This is a genomic window from Ferrovibrio sp., from assembly GCF_025869515.1.
In the GTDB taxonomy this organism is placed as follows: domain Bacteria; phylum Pseudomonadota; class Alphaproteobacteria; order Ferrovibrionales; family Ferrovibrionaceae; genus Ferrovibrio.
Genome location: NZ_JAOZVR010000091.1, coordinates 1 through 26162 on the forward strand (window position 1 = coordinate 1; position 26162 = coordinate 26162).

Annotated in this window: 28 protein-coding genes; all 28 read right to left on the reverse strand. The window is 64.3% G+C overall.

Annotated elements, in window-relative coordinates; genetic code table 11:
* On the reverse strand, positions 1 to 875 hold an 875-nt coding region (locus OJJ21_RS14675; RefSeq protein ID WP_366093041.1), incomplete at its 3' end, for an HAS-barrel domain-containing protein.
* Positions 875 to 1435, reverse strand: a complete 561-nt coding sequence (locus OJJ21_RS14680) for a F0F1 ATP synthase subunit delta (protein ID WP_297687331.1) — start codon at positions 1433 to 1435, stop codon at positions 875 to 877. The genes OJJ21_RS14680 and OJJ21_RS14675, both read right to left, overlap by 1 nt.
* A 423-nt stretch (positions 1436 to 1858) precedes the next feature.
* Positions 1859 to 2443, reverse strand: coding sequence for a hypothetical protein (locus OJJ21_RS14685; RefSeq protein WP_297687332.1), 585 nt, complete (start codon positions 2441 to 2443; stop codon positions 1859 to 1861).
* Between the two features lie 153 nt (positions 2444 to 2596).
* Complete coding sequence (locus OJJ21_RS14690; protein WP_297687333.1) at positions 2597 to 3502, reverse strand: hypothetical protein; 906 nt, start codon at positions 3500 to 3502, stop codon at positions 2597 to 2599.
* Positions 3503 to 3702: 200 nt separating this feature from the next.
* Positions 3703 to 5202, reverse strand: coding sequence for a glycerol kinase GlpK (gene glpK, locus OJJ21_RS14695; protein WP_297687334.1), 1500 nt, complete (start codon positions 5200 to 5202; stop codon positions 3703 to 3705).
* Positions 5203 to 5205: 3 nt separating this feature from the next.
* Complete coding sequence (locus tag OJJ21_RS14700; RefSeq protein ID WP_297687335.1) at positions 5206 to 5457, reverse strand: DUF1272 domain-containing protein; 252 nt, start codon at positions 5455 to 5457, stop codon at positions 5206 to 5208.
* A 1-nt stretch (position 5458) separates the two neighbouring features.
* Entirely contained in the window at positions 5459 to 6127 is a 669-nt protein-coding gene (locus OJJ21_RS14705) for a bifunctional 4-hydroxy-2-oxoglutarate aldolase/2-dehydro-3-deoxy-phosphogluconate aldolase (RefSeq protein WP_297687336.1), read from the reverse strand.
* A gap of 81 nt (positions 6128 to 6208) precedes the next feature.
* Positions 6209 to 6652: a nuclear transport factor 2 family protein gene (locus OJJ21_RS14710; RefSeq protein ID WP_297687337.1), complete on the reverse strand. Its 444-nt coding sequence runs from the start codon at positions 6650 to 6652 to the stop codon at positions 6209 to 6211.
* A 74-nt stretch (positions 6653 to 6726) separates the two neighbouring features.
* Entirely contained in the window at positions 6727 to 7572 is an 846-nt protein-coding gene (locus OJJ21_RS14715) for a helix-turn-helix transcriptional regulator (RefSeq protein WP_297687338.1), read from the reverse strand.
* A gap of 86 nt (positions 7573 to 7658) precedes the next feature.
* A complete protein-coding gene (gene ureG / locus OJJ21_RS14720) occupies positions 7659 to 8273 on the reverse strand; it encodes an urease accessory protein UreG (RefSeq protein WP_297687339.1) in 615 nt (204 codons plus the stop codon).
* Positions 8270 to 8953 (reverse strand): urease accessory protein UreF, encoded by a 684-nt coding sequence (locus OJJ21_RS14725; RefSeq protein ID WP_297687340.1) that lies wholly within the window; start codon positions 8951 to 8953, stop codon positions 8270 to 8272. The genes ureG and OJJ21_RS14725 overlap by 4 nt, the downstream gene beginning before the upstream one ends.
* Positions 8937 to 9527, reverse strand: a complete 591-nt coding sequence (locus tag OJJ21_RS14730; protein ID WP_297687341.1) for an urease accessory protein UreE — start codon at positions 9525 to 9527, stop codon at positions 8937 to 8939. Before OJJ21_RS14730 ends, OJJ21_RS14725 begins: the two co-directional genes overlap by 17 nt.
* Positions 9524 to 10123 carry a DUF4145 domain-containing protein gene (locus tag OJJ21_RS14735; protein WP_297687342.1) on the reverse strand — a complete coding sequence of 200 codons (600 nt, stop codon included), beginning with the start codon at positions 10121 to 10123 and terminating at the stop codon, positions 9524 to 9526. Before OJJ21_RS14735 ends, OJJ21_RS14730 begins: the two co-directional genes overlap by 4 nt.
* A 92-nt stretch (positions 10124 to 10215) precedes the next feature.
* A complete protein-coding gene (gene ureC, locus OJJ21_RS14740) occupies positions 10216 to 11979 on the reverse strand; it encodes an urease subunit alpha (protein ID WP_297687343.1) in 1764 nt (587 codons plus the stop codon).
* Between the two features lie 17 nt (positions 11980 to 11996).
* A complete protein-coding gene (locus OJJ21_RS14745) occupies positions 11997 to 12302 on the reverse strand; it encodes an urease subunit beta (protein WP_297687344.1) in 306 nt (101 codons plus the stop codon).
* 133 nt (positions 12303 to 12435) lie between these two features.
* Positions 12436 to 12738 carry an urease subunit gamma gene (locus OJJ21_RS14750; protein WP_297687345.1) on the reverse strand — a complete coding sequence of 101 codons (303 nt, stop codon included), beginning with the start codon at positions 12736 to 12738 and terminating at the stop codon, positions 12436 to 12438.
* Between the two features lie 35 nt (positions 12739 to 12773).
* Positions 12774 to 13466: an urea ABC transporter ATP-binding subunit UrtE gene (gene urtE, locus OJJ21_RS14755; protein WP_297687346.1), complete on the reverse strand. Its 693-nt coding sequence runs from the start codon at positions 13464 to 13466 to the stop codon at positions 12774 to 12776.
* 3 nt (positions 13467 to 13469) lie between these two features.
* Positions 13470 to 14240 carry an urea ABC transporter ATP-binding protein UrtD gene (urtD, locus tag OJJ21_RS14760; RefSeq protein ID WP_297687473.1) on the reverse strand — a complete coding sequence of 257 codons (771 nt, stop codon included), beginning with the start codon at positions 14238 to 14240 and terminating at the stop codon, positions 13470 to 13472.
* A gap of 56 nt (positions 14241 to 14296) precedes the next feature.
* Positions 14297 to 15466 carry an urea ABC transporter permease subunit UrtC gene (gene urtC, locus OJJ21_RS14765; RefSeq protein WP_297687347.1) on the reverse strand — a complete coding sequence of 390 codons (1170 nt, stop codon included), beginning with the start codon at positions 15464 to 15466 and terminating at the stop codon, positions 14297 to 14299.
* Complete coding sequence (urtB, locus tag OJJ21_RS14770; protein WP_297687348.1) at positions 15459 to 17390, reverse strand: urea ABC transporter permease subunit UrtB; 1932 nt, start codon at positions 17388 to 17390, stop codon at positions 15459 to 15461. The genes urtC and urtB overlap by 8 nt, the downstream gene beginning before the upstream one ends.
* A 134-nt stretch (positions 17391 to 17524) precedes the next feature.
* Positions 17525 to 18802 carry an urea ABC transporter substrate-binding protein gene (gene urtA, locus OJJ21_RS14775; protein ID WP_366093091.1) on the reverse strand — a complete coding sequence of 426 codons (1278 nt, stop codon included), beginning with the start codon at positions 18800 to 18802 and terminating at the stop codon, positions 17525 to 17527.
* A 305-nt stretch (positions 18803 to 19107) separates the two neighbouring features.
* Positions 19108 to 19965, reverse strand: a complete 858-nt coding sequence (locus OJJ21_RS14780) for an urease accessory protein UreD (protein ID WP_297687350.1) — start codon at positions 19963 to 19965, stop codon at positions 19108 to 19110.
* The gene (locus OJJ21_RS14785; protein ID WP_297687351.1) at positions 19965 to 20519 is read right to left on the reverse strand and encodes a dTDP-4-dehydrorhamnose 3,5-epimerase family protein; all 555 of its coding nucleotides are present in this window, start codon (positions 20517 to 20519) and stop codon (positions 19965 to 19967) included. The genes OJJ21_RS14780 and OJJ21_RS14785 overlap by 1 nt, the downstream gene beginning before the upstream one ends.
* Before the next feature lie 108 nt (positions 20520 to 20627).
* Positions 20628 to 21467 carry a sugar phosphate isomerase/epimerase gene (locus OJJ21_RS14790; protein ID WP_297687352.1) on the reverse strand — a complete coding sequence of 280 codons (840 nt, stop codon included), beginning with the start codon at positions 21465 to 21467 and terminating at the stop codon, positions 20628 to 20630.
* Positions 21464 to 22627, reverse strand: a complete 1164-nt coding sequence (locus OJJ21_RS14795; RefSeq protein ID WP_297687353.1) for a dihydrodipicolinate synthase family protein — start codon at positions 22625 to 22627, stop codon at positions 21464 to 21466. Before OJJ21_RS14795 ends, OJJ21_RS14790 begins: the two co-directional genes overlap by 4 nt.
* A 17-nt stretch (positions 22628 to 22644) precedes the next feature.
* The gene (locus OJJ21_RS14800) at positions 22645 to 23799 is read right to left on the reverse strand and encodes a Gfo/Idh/MocA family oxidoreductase (RefSeq protein WP_297687354.1); all 1155 of its coding nucleotides are present in this window, start codon (positions 23797 to 23799) and stop codon (positions 22645 to 22647) included.
* A 17-nt stretch (positions 23800 to 23816) separates the two neighbouring features.
* Positions 23817 to 25259, reverse strand: coding sequence for an enolase C-terminal domain-like protein (locus OJJ21_RS14805; RefSeq protein WP_297687355.1), 1443 nt, complete (start codon positions 25257 to 25259; stop codon positions 23817 to 23819).
* Positions 25256 to 26083, reverse strand: a complete 828-nt coding sequence (locus OJJ21_RS14810) for a sugar phosphate isomerase/epimerase family protein (protein ID WP_297687356.1) — start codon at positions 26081 to 26083, stop codon at positions 25256 to 25258. Before OJJ21_RS14810 ends, OJJ21_RS14805 begins: the two co-directional genes overlap by 4 nt.
* Positions 26084 to 26162 lie beyond the last annotated feature (79 nt).

Here is a 26162-nt window from a genome sequence, read left to right on the forward strand (position 1 = left end):
GCTTCGCGGCCCGGCGGACGGCGCAGCAGCAGCGACATCTGGCGGTAGGCGACGGCCTGCTTGGACAGATCATCATACACGATCACGGCATGCATGCCGTTGTCGCGGAAGAACTCGCCCATGGCGCAGCCGGTATAGGGCGCCAGGAACTGCAGCGGCGCCGGCTCGGACGCGGTGGCGGCCACCACGATCGAGTATTCCATGGCGCCGGCTTCTTCCAGGGTCTTCACCACCTGGGCAACCGTCGAACGCTTCTGGCCGATGGCGACGTAGATGCAGAACAGCTTCTTCTTGTCGTCGCCGGTATTGGTGGCCTTCTGGTTCAGGATGGCGTCGATCGCCACGGCGGTCTTGCCGGTCTGGCGATCGCCGATGATCAGCTCGCGCTGGCCGCGACCGACCGGCACCAGCGCATCGAGCGCCTTCAGGCCGGTCTGCATCGGCTCATGCACCGACTTGCGCGGAATGATGCCCGGGGCCTTCACTTCCACGCGGGCGCGGGTGACGTCCTTCAGCGGGCCCTTGCCGTCGATCGGGTTGCCGAGCGCGTCGACGACGCGGCCCAGCAGACCCTTGCCGACCGGAACGTCCACGATGGCGCCGGTCCGCTTGACGGTATCGCCTTCCTTGATGCCGCGGTCGTCGCCGAAGATCACGACGCCGACATTGTCGGTTTCGAGGTTCAGCGCCATGCCCTTCACGCCGCCGGGGAACTCGACCATCTCGCCGGCCTGGACCTTGTCGAGACCATGGACGCGGGCGATGCCGTCACCGATGGACAGAACCTGACCGACTTCCGAAACCTCGGCTTCGGCGCCGAAATTCTTGATCTGGCTCTTCAGGATTTCAGAAATCTCTGCGGCGCGGATATCCATCACGCAACACCTTTCATGGCGGTCTTCAGATTATTGAGCTTGGTGAGGACCGACGCATCGATCATGCGCGATCCGAATTTCACGATCAGGCCGCCGATCAGCGAGGGATCGACCTTGGCGTTGATCACGACATTGCCGGCGGAAGCCGTCGACAACGAAGACTTGATCTGGGCGAGCTGCGCGTCGTTCAGCGGCACCGCCGAGACGACTTCGGCCAGCGCTTCGCCGCGATGATGGCTGAGCAGCTTCCGGAAGCCGGCGATCACCTCGGCCAGCACGAAGAGGCGGCGGTTGGCGGCGGCAACACCGAGGAAGCGGCGCACCAGATCGCTCATGCCGGCCTTTTCGGCGACGGCGGCGATGGCGCGGGCCTGATCCTCGCGGCTGAACACCGGCGAGCGCACCAGGCGCACCAGATCGGCCGAGCCGGCCAGCATGGCCGAGAGGCTGTCGAGATCCTTGGCGACGGCATCGAGCTGGCCGGCATCGCGCGCCAGATCGAACAGCGCGGTCGCATAGCGGCCGGCAATGCCGGTAACAAGCGAGGTTTCCTGAGCCACGAAAGCCCCTTCTTCTTCATGGACCGGAGCAGCCGGCCGAGACTCGCCACCAGGATTGGGGGCCAGCCTCCGGACGCTCCGCTTAAGACATTGACCGACTTAAGGAATTTTCAGGGAGACTATAGCTTTTTTACGGCCCCCCCGGCGCGAAAGCCGCGTTTACCTAGCATACGGGTCTGGGCGGCGCAACAGCGAGGCCCGCACTGCAAACAAGGCTATTTGCCGCAGTTCCCCGCAACGTCATCATCGGCACGTCAGGCGTGCGATCCGCGCACGGATTTGCCGTAAAAAGCGGCCTGCTCCATGCCGGTCTGGCGCCGATGGCAGACCAGGCGGAGCCAATCCGGGCCAACGGGAGCCAACGGGAGCCAATGCGAGCCAATGCCGGCCAGCGGCAGCCCGCATGGGCGGCGGGCGACGAGTTTATTTGGGCTTGCCGTTCTGCACGGTCTCGAACCGCGCACTCAGTTCGCCGGCCGGCCGCGCCCGCAGGCTGCCGAGGCCGACCATGCTGCCCAGCCATTGCAGGGTGCGGACATCCAGTTTGTCGGCGCGCTGCAGATGCCGCACGGCATGCTCGCCCAGGGCCAGGAACCGCAATTGCGCCGAGAGCCGCAATTCCTCATGTGCCGCTTCGATGCGATGGCGGAAGCGCGAACTGCGCCGCAGGTTGCGACGGATCACCTGGGCCGGACAGCCGAGCTGGTTGGCGGCCGCCTCGACATCCAGGCCGCGGGCCAGCAATTCGGCCGCCAGGGTCCAGTTCACCCGCTTGCGGCCCGGCCCCGCCGGCCGCGGCGGTTCAGGGGGCGGCATTTCAGGTGCCAGTCTTTCAGGCACCGATCTTTCAGGGACCGGTTCCGGCGGGTGCGGGGGTTCGGGCGGATGCGGAGACTGCTGGCCCTGTCGCGCCTGTTTCAGCGCATGATTAAAGGCGTCGCGCGCCTCGGCCAGTTCGGCCTCGGACGGCAGCGGGACGGGCGGCGGCGGATCGATCGGGTCGCGCATGGCGGACCTCCGGAAGGCTGACGTCGAGCAGTCCATACCCTAGCACAAGAATAGGAACAAATAAAGAACATTTATTTCCACCAAGACCGCCCGGGGGAACGCCCCCGTTCATGCAATATGTCTGAAAGACAGAGTTAAGTGCGCCGCCGGCGCCTAGGCGCCGGCCTGCAGCAGCAGCAGCGTGACGGCGGCGCCCGAGCCCTGCTGGGAGACCGAAAGCGCCTGCATGGTGAGCTGCTGGGCCACCTGCTTGGACTGCAGGCGGGCGCTGTCTTCCGCCACATCGGCATCGATCAGCAGGCCAAGGCCCTTCTTCATGGCATCGACCAGATTGTCAACGAAGCCGCGCTGCGCCTCCATGGCGCGTTTCTGCGACGACACCACCTGGCCGATATCCATCAGCCGCGCCTCGAAGCTGGTGAGCGAGGCGAGCGCGGTGGCGATATCGGGCGGCGCCCCGCCGACCGCTTCGGTCACGTCGGTGGCGGACGGCACCAGCACCGACGGGCCGAGGAATTCGTCGGCATCGAGATCGAGTTCGTGGCTGACCGAATAGGACAGCGACCGGCCGGTGATATCGGCAACGAAGCTGATCGGCGCCGCCGTGGCATCGCCGCGCAGGATGTTGCGGCCGTTATAGGTGGCCTGGCTGATATAGGCATTGACCTGGCCGACCAGCTGGCTGATGTCGCTGCGATAGGTATCGAGCTGCGGCTGCGCCAGCGACCCGTCGCCCAGACTGGCGATCTTGGCCTTGATGTCGCCGATCAGGCTGTTGATGCCGGTGATCCCCGCCAGCGTCACCTCGCCAAGCCCGACGCCAGCCGACAGCGAAGACTGCACGGCGGCATAGGAGCGCACATCCGAACGCACGCCCTGGGCAATGGAAAAGATCGCGCCGTCGTCGCGCGCGTCGTTCACGCGCAGGCCGGTCTGGATGCGCTTGGAAATCTGATTGAGTCCGTCGCCGGTCGACCGCAGGGTCGCCAGTGCCACGGAGGCGCCGATGTTTGTATTCGCCGAAAGCATGGCCCCGATCTCGTTCTGGATCAGCGTCAACTCCGGTCGTCTCGCCCAACCGCGGCCTTCTGGCTGTCATGGTTATGCTTAACGACACGCGGCGGACTCCTTCCGCTGCGTGCAATTATTTAACCCTGATGGGTGGACAACGACAAGGTGTTTTTGCGGTTTACGGGCGCAAGTGCCGGAGATTCGCGCGCGTTAAGGTTAACGGACCCGGTAACGTTAATGCGCCCGCTTCAGTCTCTGGTCAGCACGCGCCGCACCGCTTTCTGCCAGCCGGCATAGAGCCGCGCGCGGGTTTCCGCGTTCATGCGCGGCTCGAAGCGGCGTTCGCAGTGCCAGCCATAGGCCACCGCATCGAGGCCGGCATAGAGCCCGACCGCGAGGCCGGCGAGATAGGCGGCGCCGAGCGCCGTGGTCTCGATCACCTTCGGGCGTTCCACGGCGACATCGAGCATGTCGGCGAGGAACTGGCAGAGCCAGTCATTCGCCACCATGCCGCCATCGACACGGATGGCCGTCGGCTTCTCGGCGCCATCCGCCTTCATCGCCGCGGTGAGATCGCGGGTCTGGTAGGCCACAGCTTCCAGTGCCGCGCGCGCGATATGGGCGCGGCCGGTATCGAGCGTGAGGCCGATCAGAGCGCCGCGCGCATCGGGATCCCAGTAGGGCGCACCGAGGCCGACGAAAGCCGGCACCAGATAGACGCCGTGATTTTCCGGCACGCCCGCCGCCAGCGTCGCCGTCTCGGCCGCGCCGCCGACGATCTTCAGCCCGTCGCGCAGCCATTTCACGGCGGCACCGGCGACGAAGATCGAGCCTTCCAGCGCATAGGTCGGCTTGCCGTTCAGGCGATAGGCCACCGTGGTGAGCAGGCGGTGGGTCGACAGCACCGGCTGAGGCCCGATATTGACCAGGGCGAAGCAGCCGGTGCCGTAGGTGGATTTCACCATGCCGGGCTGGAAGCAGGCCTGGCCGAAGACCGCCGCCTGCTGGTCGCCGGCGATGCCGGTGACCGGGATGGCATGGCCGAGAATATCGGCGCTGGCGATGCCGAACTCGCCGCTGCAATCCAGCACCCTGGGCAGCATGGCCGGCGGCACATCGAAAATCTTCAGCAGCACCTCGTCCCAGTCCTGCCTGGTGATATCGAACAGCATGGTGCGCGAGGCGTTGGTGGCGTCGGTGGCATGAATGCCTGTTTTCCCCGGACCCCCGGTCAGGCGGAACAGCAGGAAACTGTCGATGGTGCCGAAGCACAACTCGCCCTTCTCCGCCCGCGCCCGCGCGCCAGGCACATGGTCGAGCAGCCAGGCGATCTTGGTGGCGGAGAAATAGCTGTCGATCAGCAGGCCGGTCTTTTTCTGCACCAGGCTGCCGACGCCGTCGGCGATCTTCTGGCGGCAGATGTCGGCGGTGCGGCGGTCCTGCCAGACGATGGCGCGATGGATCGGGCGGCCGCCATCGCGCTCCCAGACCACGGTGGTTTCGCGCTGGTTGGTGATGCCGATGCCGGCGATATCGCTGCCGCGCAGCCCGGCCTTGGCAACGGCTTCGCGCATCAGGCTCTGCACGTCGCGCCAGATCTCCTCGGCATCATGCTCGACCCAGCCATCGGCCGGGTAATGCTGGGCGAATTCCTTCTGCGCGGTGGCGACCGGCAGGCCGGCGGCATCGAAGACGATGGCGCGGCTCGACGTCGTGCCCTGGTCGATGGCGAGGATATACTTGGCCATGGCCTATTCCGCTGCCGCGGCACAGCCCTCGGCCTTGAAGACACGCTTCTGCGAGGCCGGGTATTTCGCCAGCATCGCCGCCGGCCGCACCGGCCGCGCCACCAGATTGCCGCGGCAGTTCGGGCAGATGCCTTTCAGCGCAGTCTCGGCACACTCACGGCAGAAGGTGCATTCGAAGGTACAGATCATCGCATCCGTCGCATCGGGCACGAGATCGCGGTTGCAGCATTCGCAGTTCGGTCGCAGCTCGAGCATCTCAGCTTCCTTTCGCGATGGAGACCGCTTTTTTCGCCAGCGCGGTAATCCCGGCCCAGTCGCCCTTTTGCAGCAGGTCTTTCGGCGCCAGCCAGGAACCGCCGGCGGCAAACACATTGGGCAGGCTGGTATAGCTGCGCAGGTTGACCTCGGTGATGCCGCCGGTGGGGCAGAATTTCATCTCCGGGAAAGGACCGCCAAAGGCTTTCAGCGCGGCAATGCCGCCGCTGCTTTCGGCCGGGAAGAATTTGGCACGGCTGAAGCCGAGCTCCATGGCGCGCATGATGTCGCTGGCGGTCGCCACCGCCGGCAGATAGGGCAGACCGGTATCTTTCGCGGTGAAATACAGCGACTCGGTCGCACCCGGCGAAATCACGAAACGCGCACCGGCCAGCTGGGCGGCGGCGAACTGCGCCGGATTGAGCACGGTGCCGGCGCCGACCACCGCATCGGGCACCTCGGCGGCGATGCGTTTGATCGCCTCCAGCGCCGCATTGGAGCGCAGGGTGATTTCCAGCACGCTCAGGCCGCCGGCGACCAGGGCTCTGGCCAGCGGCACGGCATGGGCGGCGTCTTCCACCACCAGCACCGGGATGACCGGGCTGCGGGTCAGGATGGCATCCAGCGTGGCTGTGCGCTCGGTGGTCTTTTCAGTGGCCTTGTCCGGCATGTGTCCTCCCGTTGTTTTGGGAAGGATACGCGCGGGACGGCGCCGGCTTCAAGCCATCCGAACCGGGAAGGGAAGCCGCGCTCAGTCCTGCAGCCGGCCGCGATGGTAGCGGCGCACCACGGTGTCGTCCGGCGGGAAATACTCGGGCTGCATCGGGGTGATCTGCGCCTGGATGCAGGACCACAGCCCGTCTTCCAGCAGGTAGGTGTCGGTATAGACGGTCATGCCCGCATTGGCGACGCCATCGCGCCGCCGTGTGTAGCAGTTGGTGGCGCAGACCAGCGCGACATCGCCGAAGACCTCGATCTTCTCGTCGCGGTAATCCCAGTAGGTGATGACATCGGGATCGAAACCGGTGGCCCAGTATTTCAGATAGTCTTCGCGATTGAGCCGCAGGCCGTTGGGCATGATGCAGGTGAAGCGCCTGTGGACGATCGCCGCCTGCGCCGCGACATCGTTGGTGACGAAATTATGGATGAATTTTGCATTGAGCCGGCGCAGGGCGACCAGCGTTTTATCGAGCACGACATTTCCCCTCGTGGAATGACAGTGCCGTCTGTGTCGCGCATCGCGCGGCGGTCGCGCAATTACCTGCGGCGTCAATCGAAGAGGGAAAGATTCGGCTCCGCCGCCAGCCGGCGCGCCAGCGCTGCCGTCGCCGCGTCGGCGGGGAAGAAGCATTCGATCTTGATCTGCTGCAGCGTGATGTCGCGCGGCATGGCGAAGGTGGTGAGCGTGACGAAGAAGGAGAGATCGTGCCGCCCGATACGCAGCTGCATCGGCGCCATCGGATGATCCACCGCCGGCGCACTGAAAGCCGCCGGCATGTCGGGATAGCGCAGCAGCGCCTCGCGCAGTTGCGCCGCCGCATGGCTGAGACCCTGGGTTGCCTCGCGATGCAGCACCTGCAGATAGGCAGCAACGAACTCCGCCCAGTTCGGCATGAAGCGCCGCATGCCGCCGGGATGACACATCGCATGCATGGCATTGTGGGCGAGCGTTTCCGGCACGTCGTAATACGGCCGCAGCGCGCCGAGGATGCGGCCGGCCGCCGTGTTGCGCTGGCGCACCTCCCAGCCCTCGTCCACCACCAGGGCCGGAAACGGCTCCTGCTGCGCCAGCATGGCATCCAGCGCCTGCTGCACATTGCTGAGTTCCGGCGCGTCGAGGCCGGTTTCATGGAACAGCGGTGCGAAGCCGGCGGCGACCAGCAGGGCATTCTGGCCGGCGAGCGGGATATCGAGCACCTGAGCCAGCAGCACGACCATTTCCCGGCTGGGCTGCGAGCGGCCTTTTTCAAGGAAACAGAGATGGCGGGCGGAGATGCCGGCCTCGGTGGCGAGGCCGAGCTGGCTCATGCGCCGTTCGCCGCGCCAGTGCCGCAGCAGGTCCTGGAAATCCGGGCGGCCTTGCCGCGCCGGCGCGATAGCCAGCATGCCGTTCATGGCCGCAAGCTTACGCCCGGGCGGTAAGGCCGACAATTACCTCTGAGGTCAATCGGCTGAAAGCAGCGATTTGAACCGCTTAGTGGCTATTCCTTGAGCCCGCCGCTTTTCAGGATGAAGTCGGCGATCTCGGCGACGCCCTGTTCCGCCTTGAGGTTGGCGAAAATGAACGGCCGCGCACCGCGCATCTTTTTGGAATCGCGGTCCATGACCTCGAGCGAGGCACCGACCAGCGGCGCCAGGTCGATCTTGTTGATCACCAGCAGGTCGGAGCGCGTGATGCCGGGGCCGCCCTTGCGCGGAATCTTGTCGCCGGCCGAGACGTCGATCACATAGATGGTGAGATCGGCGAGTTCCGGCGAGAAGGTGGCCGCCAGGTTGTCGCCGCCGGATTCGACGAAGATCACGTCGAGGCCGGGGAATTTCTTCTGCATGTCGGCGACGGCGGCCAGATTGATCGAGGCATCCTCGCGGATCGCGGTATGCGGGCAGCCGCCGGTCTCGACGCCGGCGATGCGCGCCGGATCGAGCGCACCGGCGCGGGTGAGGAATTCGGCGTCTTCCTTGGTGTAGATGTCGTTGGTGACGACGGCGATATTCCAGTCGTCGCGCAGATGACGGCAGAGCCGCTCGACCAAAGCGGTCTTGCCGGAGCCGACTGGCCCGCCGATGCCAACGCGAAGGGGGTTTGACGAACTCATGAGCGGAACAGCCTCGTATACTGGGTTTCGTGCATCATAGAGGTGAGATCGATCATCGGCGAGGCCGTGCCGCAGTCGTCCAGCGCACAGGTCAGCGCGCAAGGCACGATGCTCTCGACCACCGGCATCAGGGCGGCCAGGGTGCGCTGGCCGTCGGTCTGGCCGAGCGGGATCAGGCGCACGGCGGCCGAGACCAGGTTGGCGGCAAAGGCATGCAGATAGGCGGCCAGCACAGACTCGATCTCCAGGCTGTGATCGGCGGCGGCGACGCCGACCGCGATGCACAGCGGCACCGGCCTGTCGGCACGGAGCGCGGCGAAGGCATCGAGCGCCGGACTGTCGCCCCAGGCGGCGCGGGTGACGCTGAGATACGAGCCGCCCTGCTGGCAGCTTTCCAGCGCCATTTCCGCCGTACCGCGCCAGGCGGATGCCAGATCGGCCAGATCGCCGAGCTTTGCCGCGTCATCGGCGGCGGCATGCGCCTCCTTCAGCAGCACGGCATCGACCCAGCCGGCGCCGTGGCGCAGGATATGCGCGATCCATTGGGTGAGCGTGGCGACATTCGTCACCCGGCCGGTTTCGACCGCATATTCGACGCCATGGCTGTAGGAAAAGGCGCCGATCGGATAGCTCGGCGAGAACCAGGCCAGCAGGCGATACAGCTCAGTGCTTGTGGTCATGGTCGTGGCTGTGATCGTGCTCGTGGCCGGGATCGTCGGCATGGGCATGCACATGGGTATGGCCATGGCCGCCATGGCTATGCGCCGGCTCGCCATAGCGCGAGCCCAGCCCGTAGGGATGCGAGGGATCATGGTTATGCTGGCCGTAGGCGCCGCCTTCGGGATCGAAGGGCGCGTTCACAGCCGCGACGCTGGCGCCAAGGCCTTTCAGCATGTCGACGATCACATGGTCGTCGCGGATCAGGATGCGGTCGCCGCGAATCTCGGCCGGCAGATGACGGTTGCCCAGATGCCAGGCGAGCCGCGCCAGCAGTTCGGGCGTCGGCGCCGACACCTCGATGAGCTGTTCAGGTGCTGCCTGCACCTCGATATAGCCAGCATTGCCGTCGAGTTTCAGTCCGTCGCCATGGCGCAGCACGGTGGCTTCCGCCAGATCGAGCAGGAAGGCGGTGCCGTCATCGGCGGTGAGCCGGATGCGGCGGCGATGGCGGTCGTGATGCGCCAGCGTCACGGTGGCCTTGCGCTCGGGCAGGGGCCAGTGGCCGGCGGAAATTACTTGGGCGGCGCGCATCATTTCTTTGCCCTCAATGGTGTTTTCTTTTTTACCATTTCCGCTTGGATCGGATGGATATACACCGAGGCAACAATACCTTCTAAAACATCCATCAACATCGACAGCACTTCACTCGAAGGATTAAATCCCCGATGAGCCGAAGCACTTCCAGCATTAATTACAATGCTCAAAACTTCGTGCTGCTTTTTGGAGATGTACTCCATACGCTCAAATTCTGACAGTTTTTTACCGAAGTCTCCTACATCACTGATTTTCTCCACCATAATCATGTCTATGGCAGTTCGAATGCCTGATGCAGCTAAACGCGTTAAATGCGAATGCAATGCTGAGTAAATTTCATCCAAAATATCCCGTAAATCATCCGGAATAGCTTCGTAGTATTCTGCCGCATCCAACCAATCCGGCCTTCGCCGAGATACAGCCGGAGGGTAATGTTTTACGAATGCGGGATCACCTTTCGGTTTCTTTCTAGAAGTAACGTCGAGCCAAGTGCTTTGGCGTAATGAGTAGTGACCGCACCCACAACAAGTCAGAAAATCGTATCGATCAATAAAACTGATTATAAGCCTCCCCTTTTCATCTCGACTGTCATCCATCACATCCCTTGAAAGAAGGACTGTATGATCTCGAATCCCGACGCACTGATTGCAATGTGATTTAACTATTTTTCCGGTTACGCGCGCCATAATCAAAACAGGAAATAGCGCTGCGCCATCGGCAGCACTTTCGCCGGTTCGCAGGTCAGCAGCTGGCCGTCGGCGCGCACCATGTAAGTCTCCGGATCGACCTCGATCTTCGGCATGTAGGCATTATGCACCATGTCCTTCTTGGTCACCGTGCGGCAGCCCTTCACCGCGACCAATGGCCGCTGCAGGCCGAATTTGCCGGCGATGTCGTTCTGCAGCCCGGCCGCGCTGACGAACAGCAGGCTGGACTGGATCGAGTTGCGGCCGAAGGCGGCGAACATCGGGCGGTAATGCACCGGCTGCGGCGTCGGGATCGAGGCATTGGGATCGCCCATCGGCGCCGCCGCGATGCTGCCGCCCTTGAGGATCATGTCGGGCTTGACGCCGAAGAAGGCCGGCGACCAGATCACCAGATCGGCGAACTTGCCGACCTCGACCGAACCGATCTCATGCGCCACGCCGTGGCTGAGCGCCGGGTTGATGGTGTATTTGGCGATATAGCGTTTGGCGCGAACGTTGTCGTTGTCGCCCTTTTCCTCGGGCAGCCGGCCGCGCTGCTTCTTCATCTTGTCCGCCGTCTGCCAGGTGCGGATGATCACCTCGCCGACGCGGCCCATCGCCTGGCTGTCCGACGACATCATCGAGAAGGCGCCGAGATCGTGCAGGATGTCTTCGGCCGCGATGGTCTCGCGGCGGATGCGGCTGTCGGCGAAGGCGACGTCTTCCGGGATGCGCGCATCGAGATGATGGCAGACCATCAGCATGTCGAGATGCTCGTCCACGGTATTCACCGTGTAGGGCATGGTCGGGTTGGTGGAACTGGGCAGCACATTGGCGAGCCCGGCCACCTTTATGATGTCCGGCGCATGACCACCGCCCGCGCCTTCGGTGTGGAAGGCATGGATGGTGCGATGTTTGAAAGCGGCGATGGTGTCTTCGACGAAACCGCTTTCGTTCAGCGTATCGGTATGGATCGCCACCTGGATGTCATACTGCTCGGCTACGGTGAGACAGTTGTCGATGGCGGCCGGGGTGGTGCCCCAGTCCTCATGCAGCTTGAGGCCGCAGGCACCGGCGGCGACCTGTTCGACCAGGCCTTCGGGACGCGAGGCATTGCCCTTGCCGAGGAAGCCGATATTCATCGGGAAGGCTTCGGCCGCCTGCATCATGCGCATCAGGTGCCAGGGGCCGGGCGTGCAGGTGGTGGCCGAGGTGCCGGCCGCCGGGCCGGTGCCGCCGCCCATCATGGTGGTGACGCCGGAATACAGCGCCTCGTCGATCTGCTGCGGGCAGATGAAATGGATATGCGCATCGAAGCCGCCGGCGGTGACGATCTTGCCCTCGCCCGCGATGGCTTCGGTGCCGGGGCCGATGATGATGTCGATGCCCGACTGGATATCGGGATTGCCGGCTTTGCCGATACCGACGATCCGCCCGTTCTTCAGGCCGATATCGGCCTTGACGATACCCCAGTGATCGAGGATCAGCGCATTGGTGATGACGGTATCGACGGCGCCGGCCGCACTGGTGACCTGGCTCTGGCCCATGCCGTCGCGGATCACCTTGCCGCCGCCGAATTTCACTTCCTCGCCATAGAGCGGCGTGTTGGCGGAATAGCCGCCCTCGCCCGCTTTCGCTGTCGGCGGCATCGCGGTGAAGTCTTTTTCGACCTCGATGATGATGTCGGTATCGGCGAGCCGCACCTTGTCGCCCAGGGTGGGGCCGTACATGCCGGCATAGGCCTTGCGGGGAATGCGGTTTGCCATTGTTCTCTTCCCTCGCCTTACAGCTTGCCCATGACGGCCGCGCGGAAACCGTAGACCTCGCGCTTGCCGGCAAAGGACACCAGGTTGACGCTGCGGGTCTGGCCCGGCTCGAAACGCACCGCCGTGCCGGCTGGAATATCCAGCCGCATGCCGCGGGCTTTGTCGCGGTCGAATTTCAGCGCCGGATTGGTCTCGAAGAAATGGTAATGGCTGCCGACCTGGATCGGCCGGTCGCCGCTGTTGGCGATCTCCAGCGTGACGGTGGGCCGGCCGGCATTGAGTTCGATCTCGCCGTCGCCTGTGATGATTTCACCGGGAATCATGCGGACGCTCCTCTCCCTACTTTCGTCACCCGCGGACTTGATCCGCGGGTCCCATTTTGATGGGAAAGAAAATGGGATGCCCGGGTCAAGCCCGGGCATGACGGAGAGAGTTGTGCAAAGTCTCGCATCGCCCTCACCGGATTGGATTATGGACAGTCACCAGCTTGGTGCCATCCGGGAAGGTGGCCTCGACCTGGATCTCGTGGATCATCTCGGCAATGCCGTCCATCACCTGGGCGCGGGTCAACACGGTGGCGCCGGCCTGCATCAGGTCGGCGACCGAGCGGCCGTCGCGCGCGCCTTCCACCACAAAATCGGTGATCAGGGCGATGGCTTCCGGATGATTCAGCCTGACGCCGCGTTCCAGCCGGCGCCGGGCAACATTGGCCGCCATGGCGACCAGCAACTTGTCCTTCTCGCGGGGCGTCAAATTCATGCCGCCACCCCTCCCCTGCTGAAACGAACCGAATGTCAGACGGTAAGATAACGGCGGACGTCGTCGGCATCCAGCCGGGAAGCGTCGCCTTCGACCACAACCTCGCCCCGCTGCAGCAGGATAAAGTTGTCGGCAAGCGCCCGGGCGAAGTCGAAATACTGCTCGACCAGCACGATCGCCATGGTGCCCCGGTTGGCCAGCTCGCGGATCACCCGGCCGATATCCTTGATGATCGAGGGCTGGATGCCCTCGGTCGGTTCGTCCAGCAGCAGCAGCCGGGGTCGCGTGACCAGGGCCCGCGCAATCGCCAGCTGCTGCTGCTGTCCCCCCGAAAGATCGCCGCCGCGCCGGTTGCGCATTTCGTGCAGCACCGGGAACAGCGCGAAAATCTCGTCCTCGATCCTGCCGCCGCGCGGCAGCGGGGCGAGGCCGGTTTCCAGGTTCTCGTAGACGGTCAGGCGCGGGAAGATTTCGCGGCCCTGCGGCACCATGGCGATGCCGCGCCGGGCACGCTCATGCGGTTTCAGCCCGACGATATCCTGGCCTTCCCACATGATTTTCCCCGACCGCACCGATTGCAGGCCGACCAGGGCCCGCATCAGCGAGGTCTTGCCCACGCCGTTGCGGCCCAGCACGCAGGTAATCTTGCCCGGCTCGGCGGTGACGCCGACATCGCGCAAAGCATGGCTGGCGCCGTAATAGAGATTGAGGCCTTCGGCGGTCAGCATGGCTCAGCGTCCCAGATAGACTTCAATGACGCGCGGGTCGTTCTGCACATGGTCGACCGTGCCTTCCGACAGCACACTGCCTTCATGCAGCACGGTAACCCTGGCGCCGAGATCGCGCACGAATTCCATGTCGTGCTCCACCACCACCAGCGTGCGTTCGCCCTTCAGCGTCAGGATCAGCTCGGCGGTCTGCCGGGTTTCGGCGTCGGTCATACCGGCGACCGGCTCGTCCAGCAGGATTAATTGCGTATCCTGCACCAGCAGCATGCCTATCTCGAGCCACTGTTTCTGGCCATGGCTGAGCGACCCGGCAAAATCGCGGATCCTGGCTTCGAGGCCGACCGTATGGAGCGCCCAGGCGATGCGGTCGAGCGCCTCGGAATTGAGCCGGCCGAGCAGCGTCTTCCACGCGCCGCGCGCGGATTTCAGCGCCAGTTCAAAATTCTCGAAAACGGTGAGATTCTCGAACACGGTCGGCTTCTGGAATTTGCGGCCGATGCCCAGATTGGCGATCTCGACCTCGTCCAGCCTGGTGAGGTCGACGCGGCCAGCGAACATCACCTCGCCGGAATCCGGCTTTGTCTTGCCGGTGATGATATCCATCATCGTGGTCTTGCCGGCACCATTCGGGCCGATGATGGTGCGCAGCTCGCCCGGCGCCACCATCAGCGCCAGGTTGTTGATGGCCTTGAAACCGTCGAAGGACACTGAAACGCCATCGAGATAAAGCTGGGTATCGGATACGCGCGGGCGGTCGACCACATCCGGCGACATACCGGCGGTGGCACGCTGCAGTAACGGCGATGGCAGAGGCATGGCGGGGCGTTTCATCACTCGGCCGCCTTTTCTTTCAAGGGCACTTTTTCATTAAGGGCATAGGCCTGTTTCGCGGCGCGCCAGCCGCGCCACTGGCCGAGCAGCCCCACAATGCCCTTGGGGAACAGCAGCGTGGAGGCGATGAAGAGTCCGCCGAGTACGAAGAGCCAGAGTTCCGGCGCCGCGCCGGTGAGCCAGGTTTTCACCAGGTTGATCACCACGCCGCCGAGGATGGCGCCATAGAGCGTGCCGCGGCCGCCGACCGCCACCCAGATGGCGATCTCGATCGAATTGGCCGGCGAGAATTCGCTCGGGTTGATGATGCCGACCTGCGGCACGTAAAGCGCACCGGCGATGCCGGCCAGCAATGCCGAAAGGACGAAGGCAAACAGCTTGGCTGCCGTGGGCGAATAGCCGAGGAAGCGCACGCGGCTTTCGGCGTCGCGCACCGCCAGCAGCACACGGCCGAGCTTGGACTGCACCACGAAACGGCAGAGCAGGAAACACAGGCCGAGCACGATGACCGAAACCACATAGAGGCCGATGCGGGTGCTGGGCGCCTGGATCGGGAAGCCAAGGATGTCCTTGAAGTCGGTCAGGCCGTTATTGCCGCCGAAACCCATGTCGTTGCGGAAGAAGGCGAGCAGCAGGGCAAAGGTCATCGCCTGGGTGACGATAGAGATATAGACGCCGGTGACGCGACTGCGGAAGGCGAACCAGCCCAGCACCAGCGCCAGCAGTCCGGGCGCCAGCAGCACCATCAGCATGGCAAACGGGAAGCTGTCGAAACCCATCCAGTACCAGGGCAGTTCCTTCCAGTTCAGGAACACCATGAAATCGGGCAGCACCGGATTGCCATAGACGCCACGGGTGCCGATCTGGCGCATCAGGTACATGCCCATGGCATAGCCGCCAAGTGCGAAGAAGGCACCGTGGCCAAGACTCAGAATACCCGCGTAGCCCCAGACCAGATCGAGGGCCAGCGCGAGAATGGCGTAGCAGGCATATTTGCCGAGCAGCGGAATCAGGTAGTCCGGCACCTGCATCATGCTGCCGCGGCCCGGCAGCAGGTTGAGCAGCGGCACCACCACGATCAGCACGAAGCCGATGGCGAGGAAGACGGCCCAGCCGCGGCGATCCAGCAACGGCTTGGGCCTGGCGAGGGTCTGCAGCTGATCAAGCATCTGCGGACCTCCCCTTGGCGGCGAAGAGTCCGCGCGGACGTTTCTGGATGAAGAGGATGATGCAGACCAGCACCACCACCTTGCCCAGCACCGCGCCGGCCACCGGTTCGAGGATCTTGTTCACCACGCCGAGCGTGAGGGCGCCGACCAGCGTGCCCATCAGGCTGCCGACGCCGCCGAAGACGACGACCAGGAAGCTGTCGACGATATAGATGGTGCCGAGATTGGGCGAGACATTGCCGATCTGGCTGAGCGCCACGCCGGCCATGCCGGCGATACCGGAACCGAGCGCGAATGTCATGGCATCGACGCGGGCGGTGGGAATGCCCATCACCGCGGCCATCTGGCGGTTCTGCGTCACCGCGCGCATATGCAGGCCGAAGCTGGTGCGCTTGAGGATCAGCGCGATGAGGCCGAGCACGGCGAAACAGAAGATGATGATGTAGACGCGGTTCCAGGTGACGGCGAGACCGCCGGCCACCTCGATGGCGCCGGTCATCCAGCCCGGATTGGCGACCTCCTTGTTGGTGGCGCCGAAAATGCTGCGCACCGCCTGCTGCAGGCAGAGGCTGACGCCCCAGGTGGCCAGCATGGTTTCCAGTGGCCGGCCGTAGAGGAAGCGGATGATACCGCGCTCGATGGCGACACCGACGATGGCGGCCACCAGGAAGGCGACGGGCAAGGCCGCGAGCAGATAGGCGCCAATCCAGCCGGGCGGCAGCAGCGCGCGGAAGATTTCCTGCGTTACATAGGCCGAATAGGCACCCAGCATGATCATCTCGCCATGCGCCATGTTGATGACGCCCATGACGCCGAAGGTGATCGCCAGACCGACGGCGGCGAGCAGCAGCACCGAGCCGAGCGAGATGCCCTGCACGAAATTCTCGGCATAGGAATACAGCGTGATCTTGGTCTGCATCCTGTCGAAGGCCTTGACCAGCGCGGCCTTGACCTCGGTGTCGGTTTCCAGGCTGAGGCGGGCTTGCAGCAACGACCGCACCCGCAGCTCGGCCGCGCCGCTGAGCGTCTGGATCGCCAGGATGCGCTTGGACTTGTCGGGGTCGCTGAGTTCGGTGGCGGCAAGCGACAGCGCCATCACCGATTTGACACCGGCATTCTGTTCCTTGTCATGCGCTTCGCGCAGCAGCGCGACCGCTTCGGGCGCCGGGTTTTCCAAAAGAGCGGCCGCCGCCGAGCGGCGCACGGCCGGATCGCTGCTGCCCAGGCCGAGGCGGCCGACGGCTTCGCGCAGCACGTTACGCAGGTTGTTGTTGACGAACAGCGGGTCGATCTCGCCGGGCGCGACAATGCCGAGCGGCTCGCCGGTGGCCGCATTGGTGAGCGCCACGTCGTTGCCGCTGGCAGCGCCGATCACCAGAGCGCTGTCGCTCTTACGGGTGAACAGCCGGCCGGCGGCCAGCGCCTGGAAGGCCGGCACGGCGCGCGCATCGCCCAGCGCGGTGAGCGCGGCGATGGCCTTGGCCTTGTCGGCGAAGCTGTCGGCCTTCAGGCCCTCGATGGCGGTATTGAAATCAACCGGGCCGCTCTGCGTATCGGCCGCAGCCACGCCGAGCAGCGACTTGGCATCGTCAGGCACGGCGATGGCCTGCAGCTCCTCGGGCTTGAGCATGTCTTCAACATCGCCGGTGGCGGCATTGGTGACGACAACCATCTCGCCGTCTTTCTCGCCGATCACCACCGCATTGTCGGATATCCGAATATAGAGATTGCCGGCGGCCAGCGCGGCGAGCGCGGCCTTGGCCTTGTCGTCGCCGCTCTGGTTGAGCGCGGCAATCGCGGGCTTGGGATCGGCATCTGTCAGGCCGCTCAGGGTGGCGGCGAGGTCCTGCGCAGCGACCGGGCGGACGACCGCCACCAGCGCCAGCATCAGGGCGATCAGCACAATAGGCAGGAAACGTTGCATGTTTTCAGCGACCGCTTGAGCGATTCTTGGGACGATGACGGAACGGATTTTATGGTGTTGGGCGCTCCGAACCCCTTCCTGCGCAGCTTTGCCGCGAAGGAAGGGGCCGGATGCCATGCGTTACGCTTTACCGGTTAGTTGGCCAGAGCCGCGTATTTCGGCTTCTCGCAGTTGCCGCAGACCCACGGGAAGGTCCAGTCGGCGGTCAGCTTGGCGCTTTCCGGGATGTACTTCGACCAGGCATCGGCCTTCACCGGGCCCTTGGTCTGCCAGACGATGTTGAACATGCCGTCGGGGCGGATTTCGCCGATCAGCACCGGCTTGGACAGATGGTGGTTGGTGTTCATCACGGCGGTGAAGCCCGACGGCGCCTTGACCTTCTGGCCATACATCGCCTGACGCACGGCATCCACATTGGTGGTGCCGGCCTGGGCAACGGCCTGGGCCCACATCTTGAAGCCGATATAGGTGGCTTCCATCGGATCGTTGGTCACCCGCTTCGGATCCTTGATGAAGGTCTTCCACTGCTTGATGAAGCCGTCGTTGACCGGGCCCTTGACCGACTGGAAGTAGTTCCAGGCGGCCAGATGGCCGACCAGGTTCTTGGTGTCGATGCCGGCGAGTTCTTCCTCACCGACCGAGAAGGCGACCACCGGGATGTCGGAAGCCTTGATGCCCGCGTTGGCGAGTTCCTTGTAGAACGGCACGTTGGCGTCGCCGTTGATGGTCGACACCACGGCGGTCTTCTTGCCGGCCGAGCCGAACTTCTTGATATCGGCGACGATCGTCTGCCAGTCGGAATGACCGAACGGCGTATAGTTGATCATGATGTCTTCCTGCTTGACGCCCTTGGCTTTCAGGAAGGCTTCCAGGATCTTGTTGGTGGTGCGCGGATAGACGTAGTCGGTGCCGGCCAGGACCCAGCGCTTCACTTCGCCGCCGTCCTTGCTCATCAGGTATTCCACCGCCGGGATCGCCTGCTGGTTCGGCGCGGCGCCGGTGTAGAACACGTTCTTCGAGCTTTCCTCGCCTTCATACTGCACCGGATAGAACAGCATGCTGTTCAGTTCTTCGAAGACCGGCAGCACGGACTTGCGCGACACCGAGGTCCAGCAGCCGAACACCACCGAAACCTTTTCCTTCGAGATCAGTTCGCGCGCCTTTTCGGCGAACAGCGGCCAGTTGGAAGCCGGATCGACCACCACGGCCTCGACCTTCTTGCCGAGCAGACCGCCCTTCTTGTTGAGATCGTCGACCATCATCAGGACGGTATCCTTCAGGGTCGTCTCGGAAATCGCCATGGTGCCCGACAGCGAATGCAGGACGCCGACCTTGATCGTGTCCTGAGCCTGCGCGCCGGTGCCGGCGGCAACGGCGCCCAGCATGGCGCCTGCCACGGCCATCGTCCGCATGAACTTGCTCATTGGAATTCCTCTCCTGCTTGGGCCATGCCCCCCCGGGCCGGCCATACGGAGATTGGAATGGCAAGGAGTGTGCCAAGCCGCCCATGTCCTCCCGGCATGGGCCAATGCCACCCTTAATTCGCTGATTCCGCGCCGCAATATGACAAAGACAGATGTCTGCCACTGCAGCGATTCAAAACTCCGTCGACGAACAATCACTACGAGCTAATGCTTGTTTTTTAATCACATCATCCTGAAAAAAGTGCAAAGCGTAAAATACGAGCAGAAACCAGAGTCGGATGATTCAAAGGGAGTCAGAATCGCCACAGCCGGGGCATGGCCGGGCGATGCCCCAGCCCCGGCCGCAAGGCCGACCACAGATGGGCGAAGACCCGGCGCAGGCGGGCCGCATCGCGATCCAGCAGACGGACCAACAGCAGACCATCGATCACGGTGGCGCCCCAGTTACCATTCCCGGGGCCATGTGGCTCGCCGATCTCGAGGCTGCGCAGGCGGTCGCGCGCCGCGACAGCATCCGGGGCCTGATACAGGATGAGCGCCTGGGCCACCGCACCGGCAAAGCCGGCCGGATGATCCAGCAGTGCGGCGGTGTCGCCCTCGAGCCGGGTGCTGTCGGTCCAGACCAGCCGGCCATCGCGGCGCACCTGCCAGCGATCGAACAGGCTGCCACCGGCAAAGCGTTCGCCATGCGCAGTGCGGCCAAAGACGGTGATATCGCCGGCCAGCAGTCGCGCACCGGCAGCCAGCGCCACGCCGACGCGGCGCTCGAGCCGGGCACCGTCGAACAGGATCATTTCCTGCGGCAGCCATTCCAGGGCAGCATTGGCGCCGACCTCAAGCGTGAGATCGATGGCGGCGGCCTGCTGATCGGCGGCGCGATAGATTTTTTCCGCCGCCTGCGGCGTGCACAGTGCATCGGCACCGGCATCCACCATGGCCGCCAGACGCAGCCGGTCGCCGCCGGTAAGACCGCCAGCGGTGGTGATCAGAATGGCGGTGAGCGGTTCGCCGGGGTCGGATGCCGGCAGCAGGGCGCGGCAGGGATCGGACTGGTAGAGATCGGCCAGCCGCGTGGTGCCGGCATCATCGGCAAAGCGCAGTCGCAGGGCGCCGTCGGCGCGCTGCAGCCGCGGCGCCGGCGCTGCAGTCATCACAGCAGGTCTTGCTGTCCCGCCAGCAGGGGCTGGTCGGTATCGGCGATCATCACCTCGGCGACTTCCGGGCTGACCGGCCATTCGATCTTCAGCGCCGGATCGTCCCAGGCGATGCCGCGCATCAGCTCGGGGCTGGTATTGGCGCTGGTCTTGAGCAGGATCTGCGTTGCATTGTCGAGGCTGCACCAGCCGACCGCAAAACCGGGCATGGCATAAAACTGCTCGCTGCCCATGTAACTGATCGTCGCGGTGCCGGCGCGGCCGAAGGTGGACGAGCCGCGCCGCACATCGACAGCAACGACAAACAGCCGGCCATGCAGCACGCGCAGCAGCGTGGCCTGACTCGCCGGTGCCAGCTGGTAGCGCAGGCCACGCACGTTGCCGGACTTGTCGGCATAGATGATGCGGTCGTCGACAAAGCGGTCATGCACGCCGACGGCACCGAGCGCGGTTTCGTTATAGACCGCGCTGGTCCAGCCCTGCTGGTCCATCACGGTGTCGGGGCGGATCAGCAGGAGGCCGGGAATGGCAAGCGGCGTGGCGTGAAACATGGCGGACCGGGAATGAGACGAGGCGGGCTCCATCATGGCTGGAGGCCCGCCGCCAAATCAAGGCATGGGCCGGAGTTATCCACCGGCACTCATACGGAATGGCGACCGTCACACCACCGTCGCATGCCGCTCGATGCAAGTGCGCAGCACAGCATCGGCATCCTGTTTCCACCAGTTATTTGTGGACATGATCTCGACCTCGCAGAAGCCGTGATAACCGACACCCTCCACCATCGTCCGGATCGCCGGAATGTCGATCACGCCATCGCCCATCATGCCGCGATCCAGCAGCAGGTCGGTGGTCGGCACCAGCCAGTCGCAGATATGGAAGGCCAGCACGCGCCGGCTGGCCCGCCTGATCTGCCGGGCCAGCTGCGGGTCCCACCAGACATGATAGACATCGACGGCAACACCCAGATGGGTGTCGTCGGCGCCGCTGCCCAGCGCATCGCACAGATCGAGGGCCTGGCCCAGCGTATTCACGCAGGCGCGGTCGGCGGCATACATCGGATGCAGCGGCTCGATGGCGAGCGGCACCTTCGCGGCCCTGGCATGCTCCAGCACGGCGGCGATGCCGTCCTGCACCTGTTGCCGCGCACCGGCGAGATCCTTCGATCCGGCCGGCATGCCGCCGACCACCAGCACCAGGCATTGGGCGCCCAGGGCCGCCGCATCGTCGATGGCGCGCTTGTTATCCTCGATGGCAGCCCGGCGGCCGGCAGCGTCAGCCGCCGGGAACATGCCGCCGCGACAGAGGCCGGTCACCGTGAGACCGACATCGCGGATATGCCGAGCAGCCTTTGCGATCGTGTAGTCCGCCAGCTTGTCGCGCCAGGGCGAAATGCCGGTGATGCCATGGCGCGCACAGCCTTCGATACACTGCTGCAGCGACCACTGCTCGCGCACCGTGGCGGTATTGAGCGACAGCGGGCCGGGTTTCGTGGTCATGCCGCCACCCCATGCACGGCCATGACGGCCTTCATGCGCGCCGCCGCCTGTTCCGGATCGGCCAGCAGCCCGGCCGCATCGGCCAGCCGGAACAGCTCGGCCAGGTGCAATGCCGAGCGCGTGCTCTGCTGGCCGCCGACCATGACGAAATGATCCTGGTGGCCGTTCAGATAGGCCATGAAGACCACGCCGGTCTTGTAGAAGCGCGTCGGCGCCCTGAAAATATGGCGCGACAGCGGCACGGTCGGCGCCAGGATATCGTGGAAGGTCTTTTCATCGCCGCGCGTGAGTGCGCCGAGCGCCGCCGAAGCGGCCGGCGCGATGGCGTCGAAAATGCCGAGCAGCGCATCGGAATGGCCCTGCGCGTCGCCGGCGATCAGTTCGGCATAGTTGAAGTCGTCGCCGGTATACATGCGCACAGCTTTAGGCAACCTGCGGCGCATGAGGATTTCCTTGTCCTTGTCGAGCAGGGAAATCTTGATGCCGTCGACCTTGTCGGCATTGGCGGCAATAACCTGCAGGCAGGTTTCCATCGCCTGCATGTGGTCGGCATTGCCCCAGTAGCCGGCAAGTGCCGGATCGAACATCTCGCCCAGCCAGTGCATCACCACCGGCTGCTTCACCTGGCTGAGAATGCGGCCATAGACCCTGATGTAATCATCCGGCGACTTCGCCGCGGCGGTGAGCGCGCGGCTGGCCATCAGGATGATGCGGCCGCCGAGCTTCTCGATGGCGCCGCACTGTTCCTCATAGGCGCGGATCACCGCATCGATGGTGACATCCGGGCCTGGCGCCAGATGGTCGGTGCCGGCGCCAGACGCCACCACCGCACCCGGCACATCCTTTGCCGCATCGAGCGAACGGCGCACCAGTTCCAGCGCATCGTTCCAGTCCAGCCCCATGCCGCGCTGGGCAGTGTCCATGGCTTCGGCCACGCCGAAGCCGAGCAACCACAGATGCCGGCGGAAGGCAATCGTGCGGTCCCAGTCGATCGCCGGCGTCAGCCAGGGATCGTGATCGGCCAGCGGATCGGCCACCACATGGGCAGCGGCATAAGCCACGCGGCTGAATGGCGGCTTCACTGTCGGGAAGGCCTTCGGCGTCTTCAGCGTATAGGGCACCAGTTTGCCGGCGCCGGCAGGCAGGGTGAGTGTCGTCATCTCAGACCTTCAGACAGTTAAATTTTCAACTCGGGCAAGTCGATCCAGCGGCGCTCCTTCCAGCTCTTCAGGCCGGCTTCGGCGAGCTGCACGCCCTTGGCGCCTTCCAGCAGCGTCCATTTGAACGGCTCGTTGTCGACCAGATGGCGGATATACATCTCCCACTGGGCGCGGAAGCCGTTCGGATAGACGCGATTCTCCGGCACTTCCTGCCAGGTATCGAAGAAATTGATGCTTTGCGGCAGATCGGGATTCCACACCGGCTTGGGCGTGGCGACGCGCGGCTGTACGAAACATTTATGCAGGCCGGCCACCGCCGAACCCAGCGTGCCATCGACATGGAAGGTGACCAGATCGTCGCGCCGCACGCGGGTGACCCAGGAGGAATTGATCTGAGCAATCACACCGCCTTCCAGTTCGAAGGTGGCATAGGCGGCATCGTCGGAATCGGCCTTGTAGGGCTTGCCATTCTCATCCCAGCGCTTGGGGATATGGGTGGCGCCAAGGCAGGAGACGCTTTTGACGCCGCCGAACAGGTTGTCGAGCACATAGCGCCAGTGGCACAGCATGTCGAGAATGATGCCGCCGCCATCCTTGGACCGGTAGTTCCAGCTCGGCCGCTGCGCCACCTGCCAGTCGCCTTCGAACACCCAGTAGCCGAACTCGCCGCGCACCGAGAGGATCTTGCCGAAGAAGCCACTGTCGATCAGCACCTTCATTTTTTCCAGGCCGGGCAGGAACAGCTTGTCCTGCACCACGCCGTTCTTGACGCCGTATTTCTTCGCCGCCTTGACCAGATCCATGGCCACAGCCAGCGTCTCGGCTGTCGGTTTCTCGCAGTAGATATCCTTGCCGGCTGCCATCGCCTTTTTCAGCAGGCCAGCACGGGCTTGGGTGGTGGCGGCATCGAAGAACAGGGTGTCGTCTTTGTTTTTCAGCGCGGCATCGAGATCGTCGGTATAGCGTTCGATGCCATGAGCCTTGGCCAGACGTGCAACCTTGTCGAGATTGCGGCCGACCAGGATCGGATCGGGCATCACGCGGCGGCCGTTCTTCAGCACCACGCCGCCATCCTTGCGGATCGCGCAGATCGAGCGGATCAGATGCTGGTTCATGCCCATGCGTCCGGTCACGCCATTCATGATGATGCCGAGACGAATATCCTTGCTCATGGTTTCTTGTCCTTCTTTCACGAATTCAGTGTCATGGGGGCGAGACTGCCCCAATCGGGTTCGGCTTCGGCGGCAAAGCTGACAGCAGCCATCACGCTGCGCAGGTCGAGGCTGCCGTTGCGGATGGCGAGCCGCACCCGGCCGTATTTCGGGTCGCGGCTGTAGAGATCGGGATGGGCGGCAAAGAAGGCATCCTGCTCGATCTGGGGCGCAGTGCCAAAGCCGTCGACATAATGATGCCCGTTGCGCTCGACATGGCTGAGGCCGAGGGTGGCGACCAGGGCAAGATCCTGCTGCACGGCAAGGCCGGCCTGGCAGGTGAGGTCTTCGCCGGTGATGAAATAGCCGTTGCCCCACCGGACACACCGCGCCGCGTTCAGCACCGCACGATAAACGCCCTTGCAGGTCTTGGACGAGATGCCGCGATAGCCGAGGCTGCGTGCCTGCGGGAAGACATCGTAATCGGCATCCGACTCGTCGACGATCAGCGGCGTTTCGGCGGACAGCGCCTGAACCGATTTCTGCAATGCCGCAGCGCGTTTGATCGGCTGCTCGATATACTGGATGGCAGCACAGAGCCGGCGCAGTTTCGGATCGGCCTGCATCGTCCGCCACAGGACTGCGATGCCATCGACATCGTCATACTGCTCGTTGCCATCCAGGCTGACGTAATACGGATCCGCCGACTGGTCGAGCACGGCGGCGATGCCCTGCAGGCGGGCGAGATCGGCTTCGGCATTGCCACCGACCTTGAGCTTGAACCAGCGATGGCCGTATTGCGCGATGGCGCCTTCCAGGCTTTCCGGCAAGCCGTCGTTGAGTCGCGACCCTGCCGCCACGTCGCTTTCACGCAGCGGATCGATCAGGCCAACCGTATGTCGTGCGGCGATGCGGCGATGCGGCACCAGATCGGACAGCCAGGCATCGAGACCGAAGCCGGCCAGATCAGGCGTCAGGACTTCGGCCCTGATTCCGAGCAGATTCCTGCCCAGCACGGCATCGAACGGCAAGCCGCGCAGGCGGCACAGCGCATCGATAACGGCGCGATCCAGCAGGGCCGGGCCATAGGAGGCCACCAGGGCATTCAGGCCGGTTTGCGCACCCTGCCGCACCAGCGCTGCATGATGGGCGGCGGAATGACCGAACGCCGTGCGCGCCGCGGTATCGGCGGCATAGGCGTCGGCGGCATGGCGGAGGCTGAGACGCAGCTGGTCGAAATTCTGCTCGTTCGACAGGGCTGGATTCTTGTCGAACCATTTCGGCGCCATCAGTTCGGCCGAGGCGCCCCAGGCACTGCGCCCGTCGGATGTCTCGATCCGCAGCCGGGTAAAGGCCTGCGGCGCCTCGGTCAGGGTCACCACTCCGAAGCGGAATGGCAGGCGCAGGGTGACCGGTCGCTCGAACAGCCGGATCTCGGCCAGCCGGAAGGCAGGTGCGCCATTCTGCGAACGGGCTGTCATGCAGCCTCCTGCAGGATCGGGCGCAGGTAGTGGATGGCATGGGCCGCAACGCCTGGACCATCGGGTTCGTAGATGAAGGGTTCGACGCCGATGTCGCCGGCATAATCGCCGCTTTTGAGCGCGGCGATGATCGGCACGAAATCCATCTCGCCCTGGCCGGGACCCTTGCGGTTCGGGTCGTTGACCTGCACATGGGCGATCAGGCCGGTCGGCAGCCAGCGTTTGATCAGCGCCGGCACGCTTTCGCTTTCCGCCAGGCCAGCCGCACTGCAGTCGATCATGGTCTTGAAGGCATTACTGCCGATGTATTCGACGATGCCGACCGCTTCACCCACCGTATTGACGAAATTGGTTTCGCGCGGCGCCAGCGGCTCCAGACAATAGGTCACGCCGGCCTTTTCGGCGGCGCGGGCGGCCACGCCGAAGGCTTCGAGCGCCCAGCCCTTGGCGGCATGAATGTCGCGATCCGGCAGGCGACGCTGTGCCGGCGAGCCATGTACGAGATAGCGCCCGCCGAGATCGGCACAGAGTTCGCAGAGCGCCTGAATCGCCTCGCGGGTGCGGCGGCGCATGGCCGGGTCGGGATCGGTGAGCGACAACCCCCTGGGCGCCACCAGCAGCCAGTGCAGGCCGGTAACTGCCAGGCCGGCTTCTTCGACGGCACGGCGGATCACCCGCCGCTCGGCCGCGTTCAGGGTCAGTGGATCGTCCGACAGCGTGAAAGGCGCAATCTCCAGTCCGTCATAGCCGAGTTCGGCGGCCAGCGCACATTGTGCGACGAACGGCCGGCCGGCGAGAACTTCATTGCAGAGCGAGAGGCGCATCGTTCGGGTCGGGTTGTTGGTCCTGAAGTAACCAGTCAGTTACTTATAATGCGATACAGCCGGTTTCGTCAATTCGCAG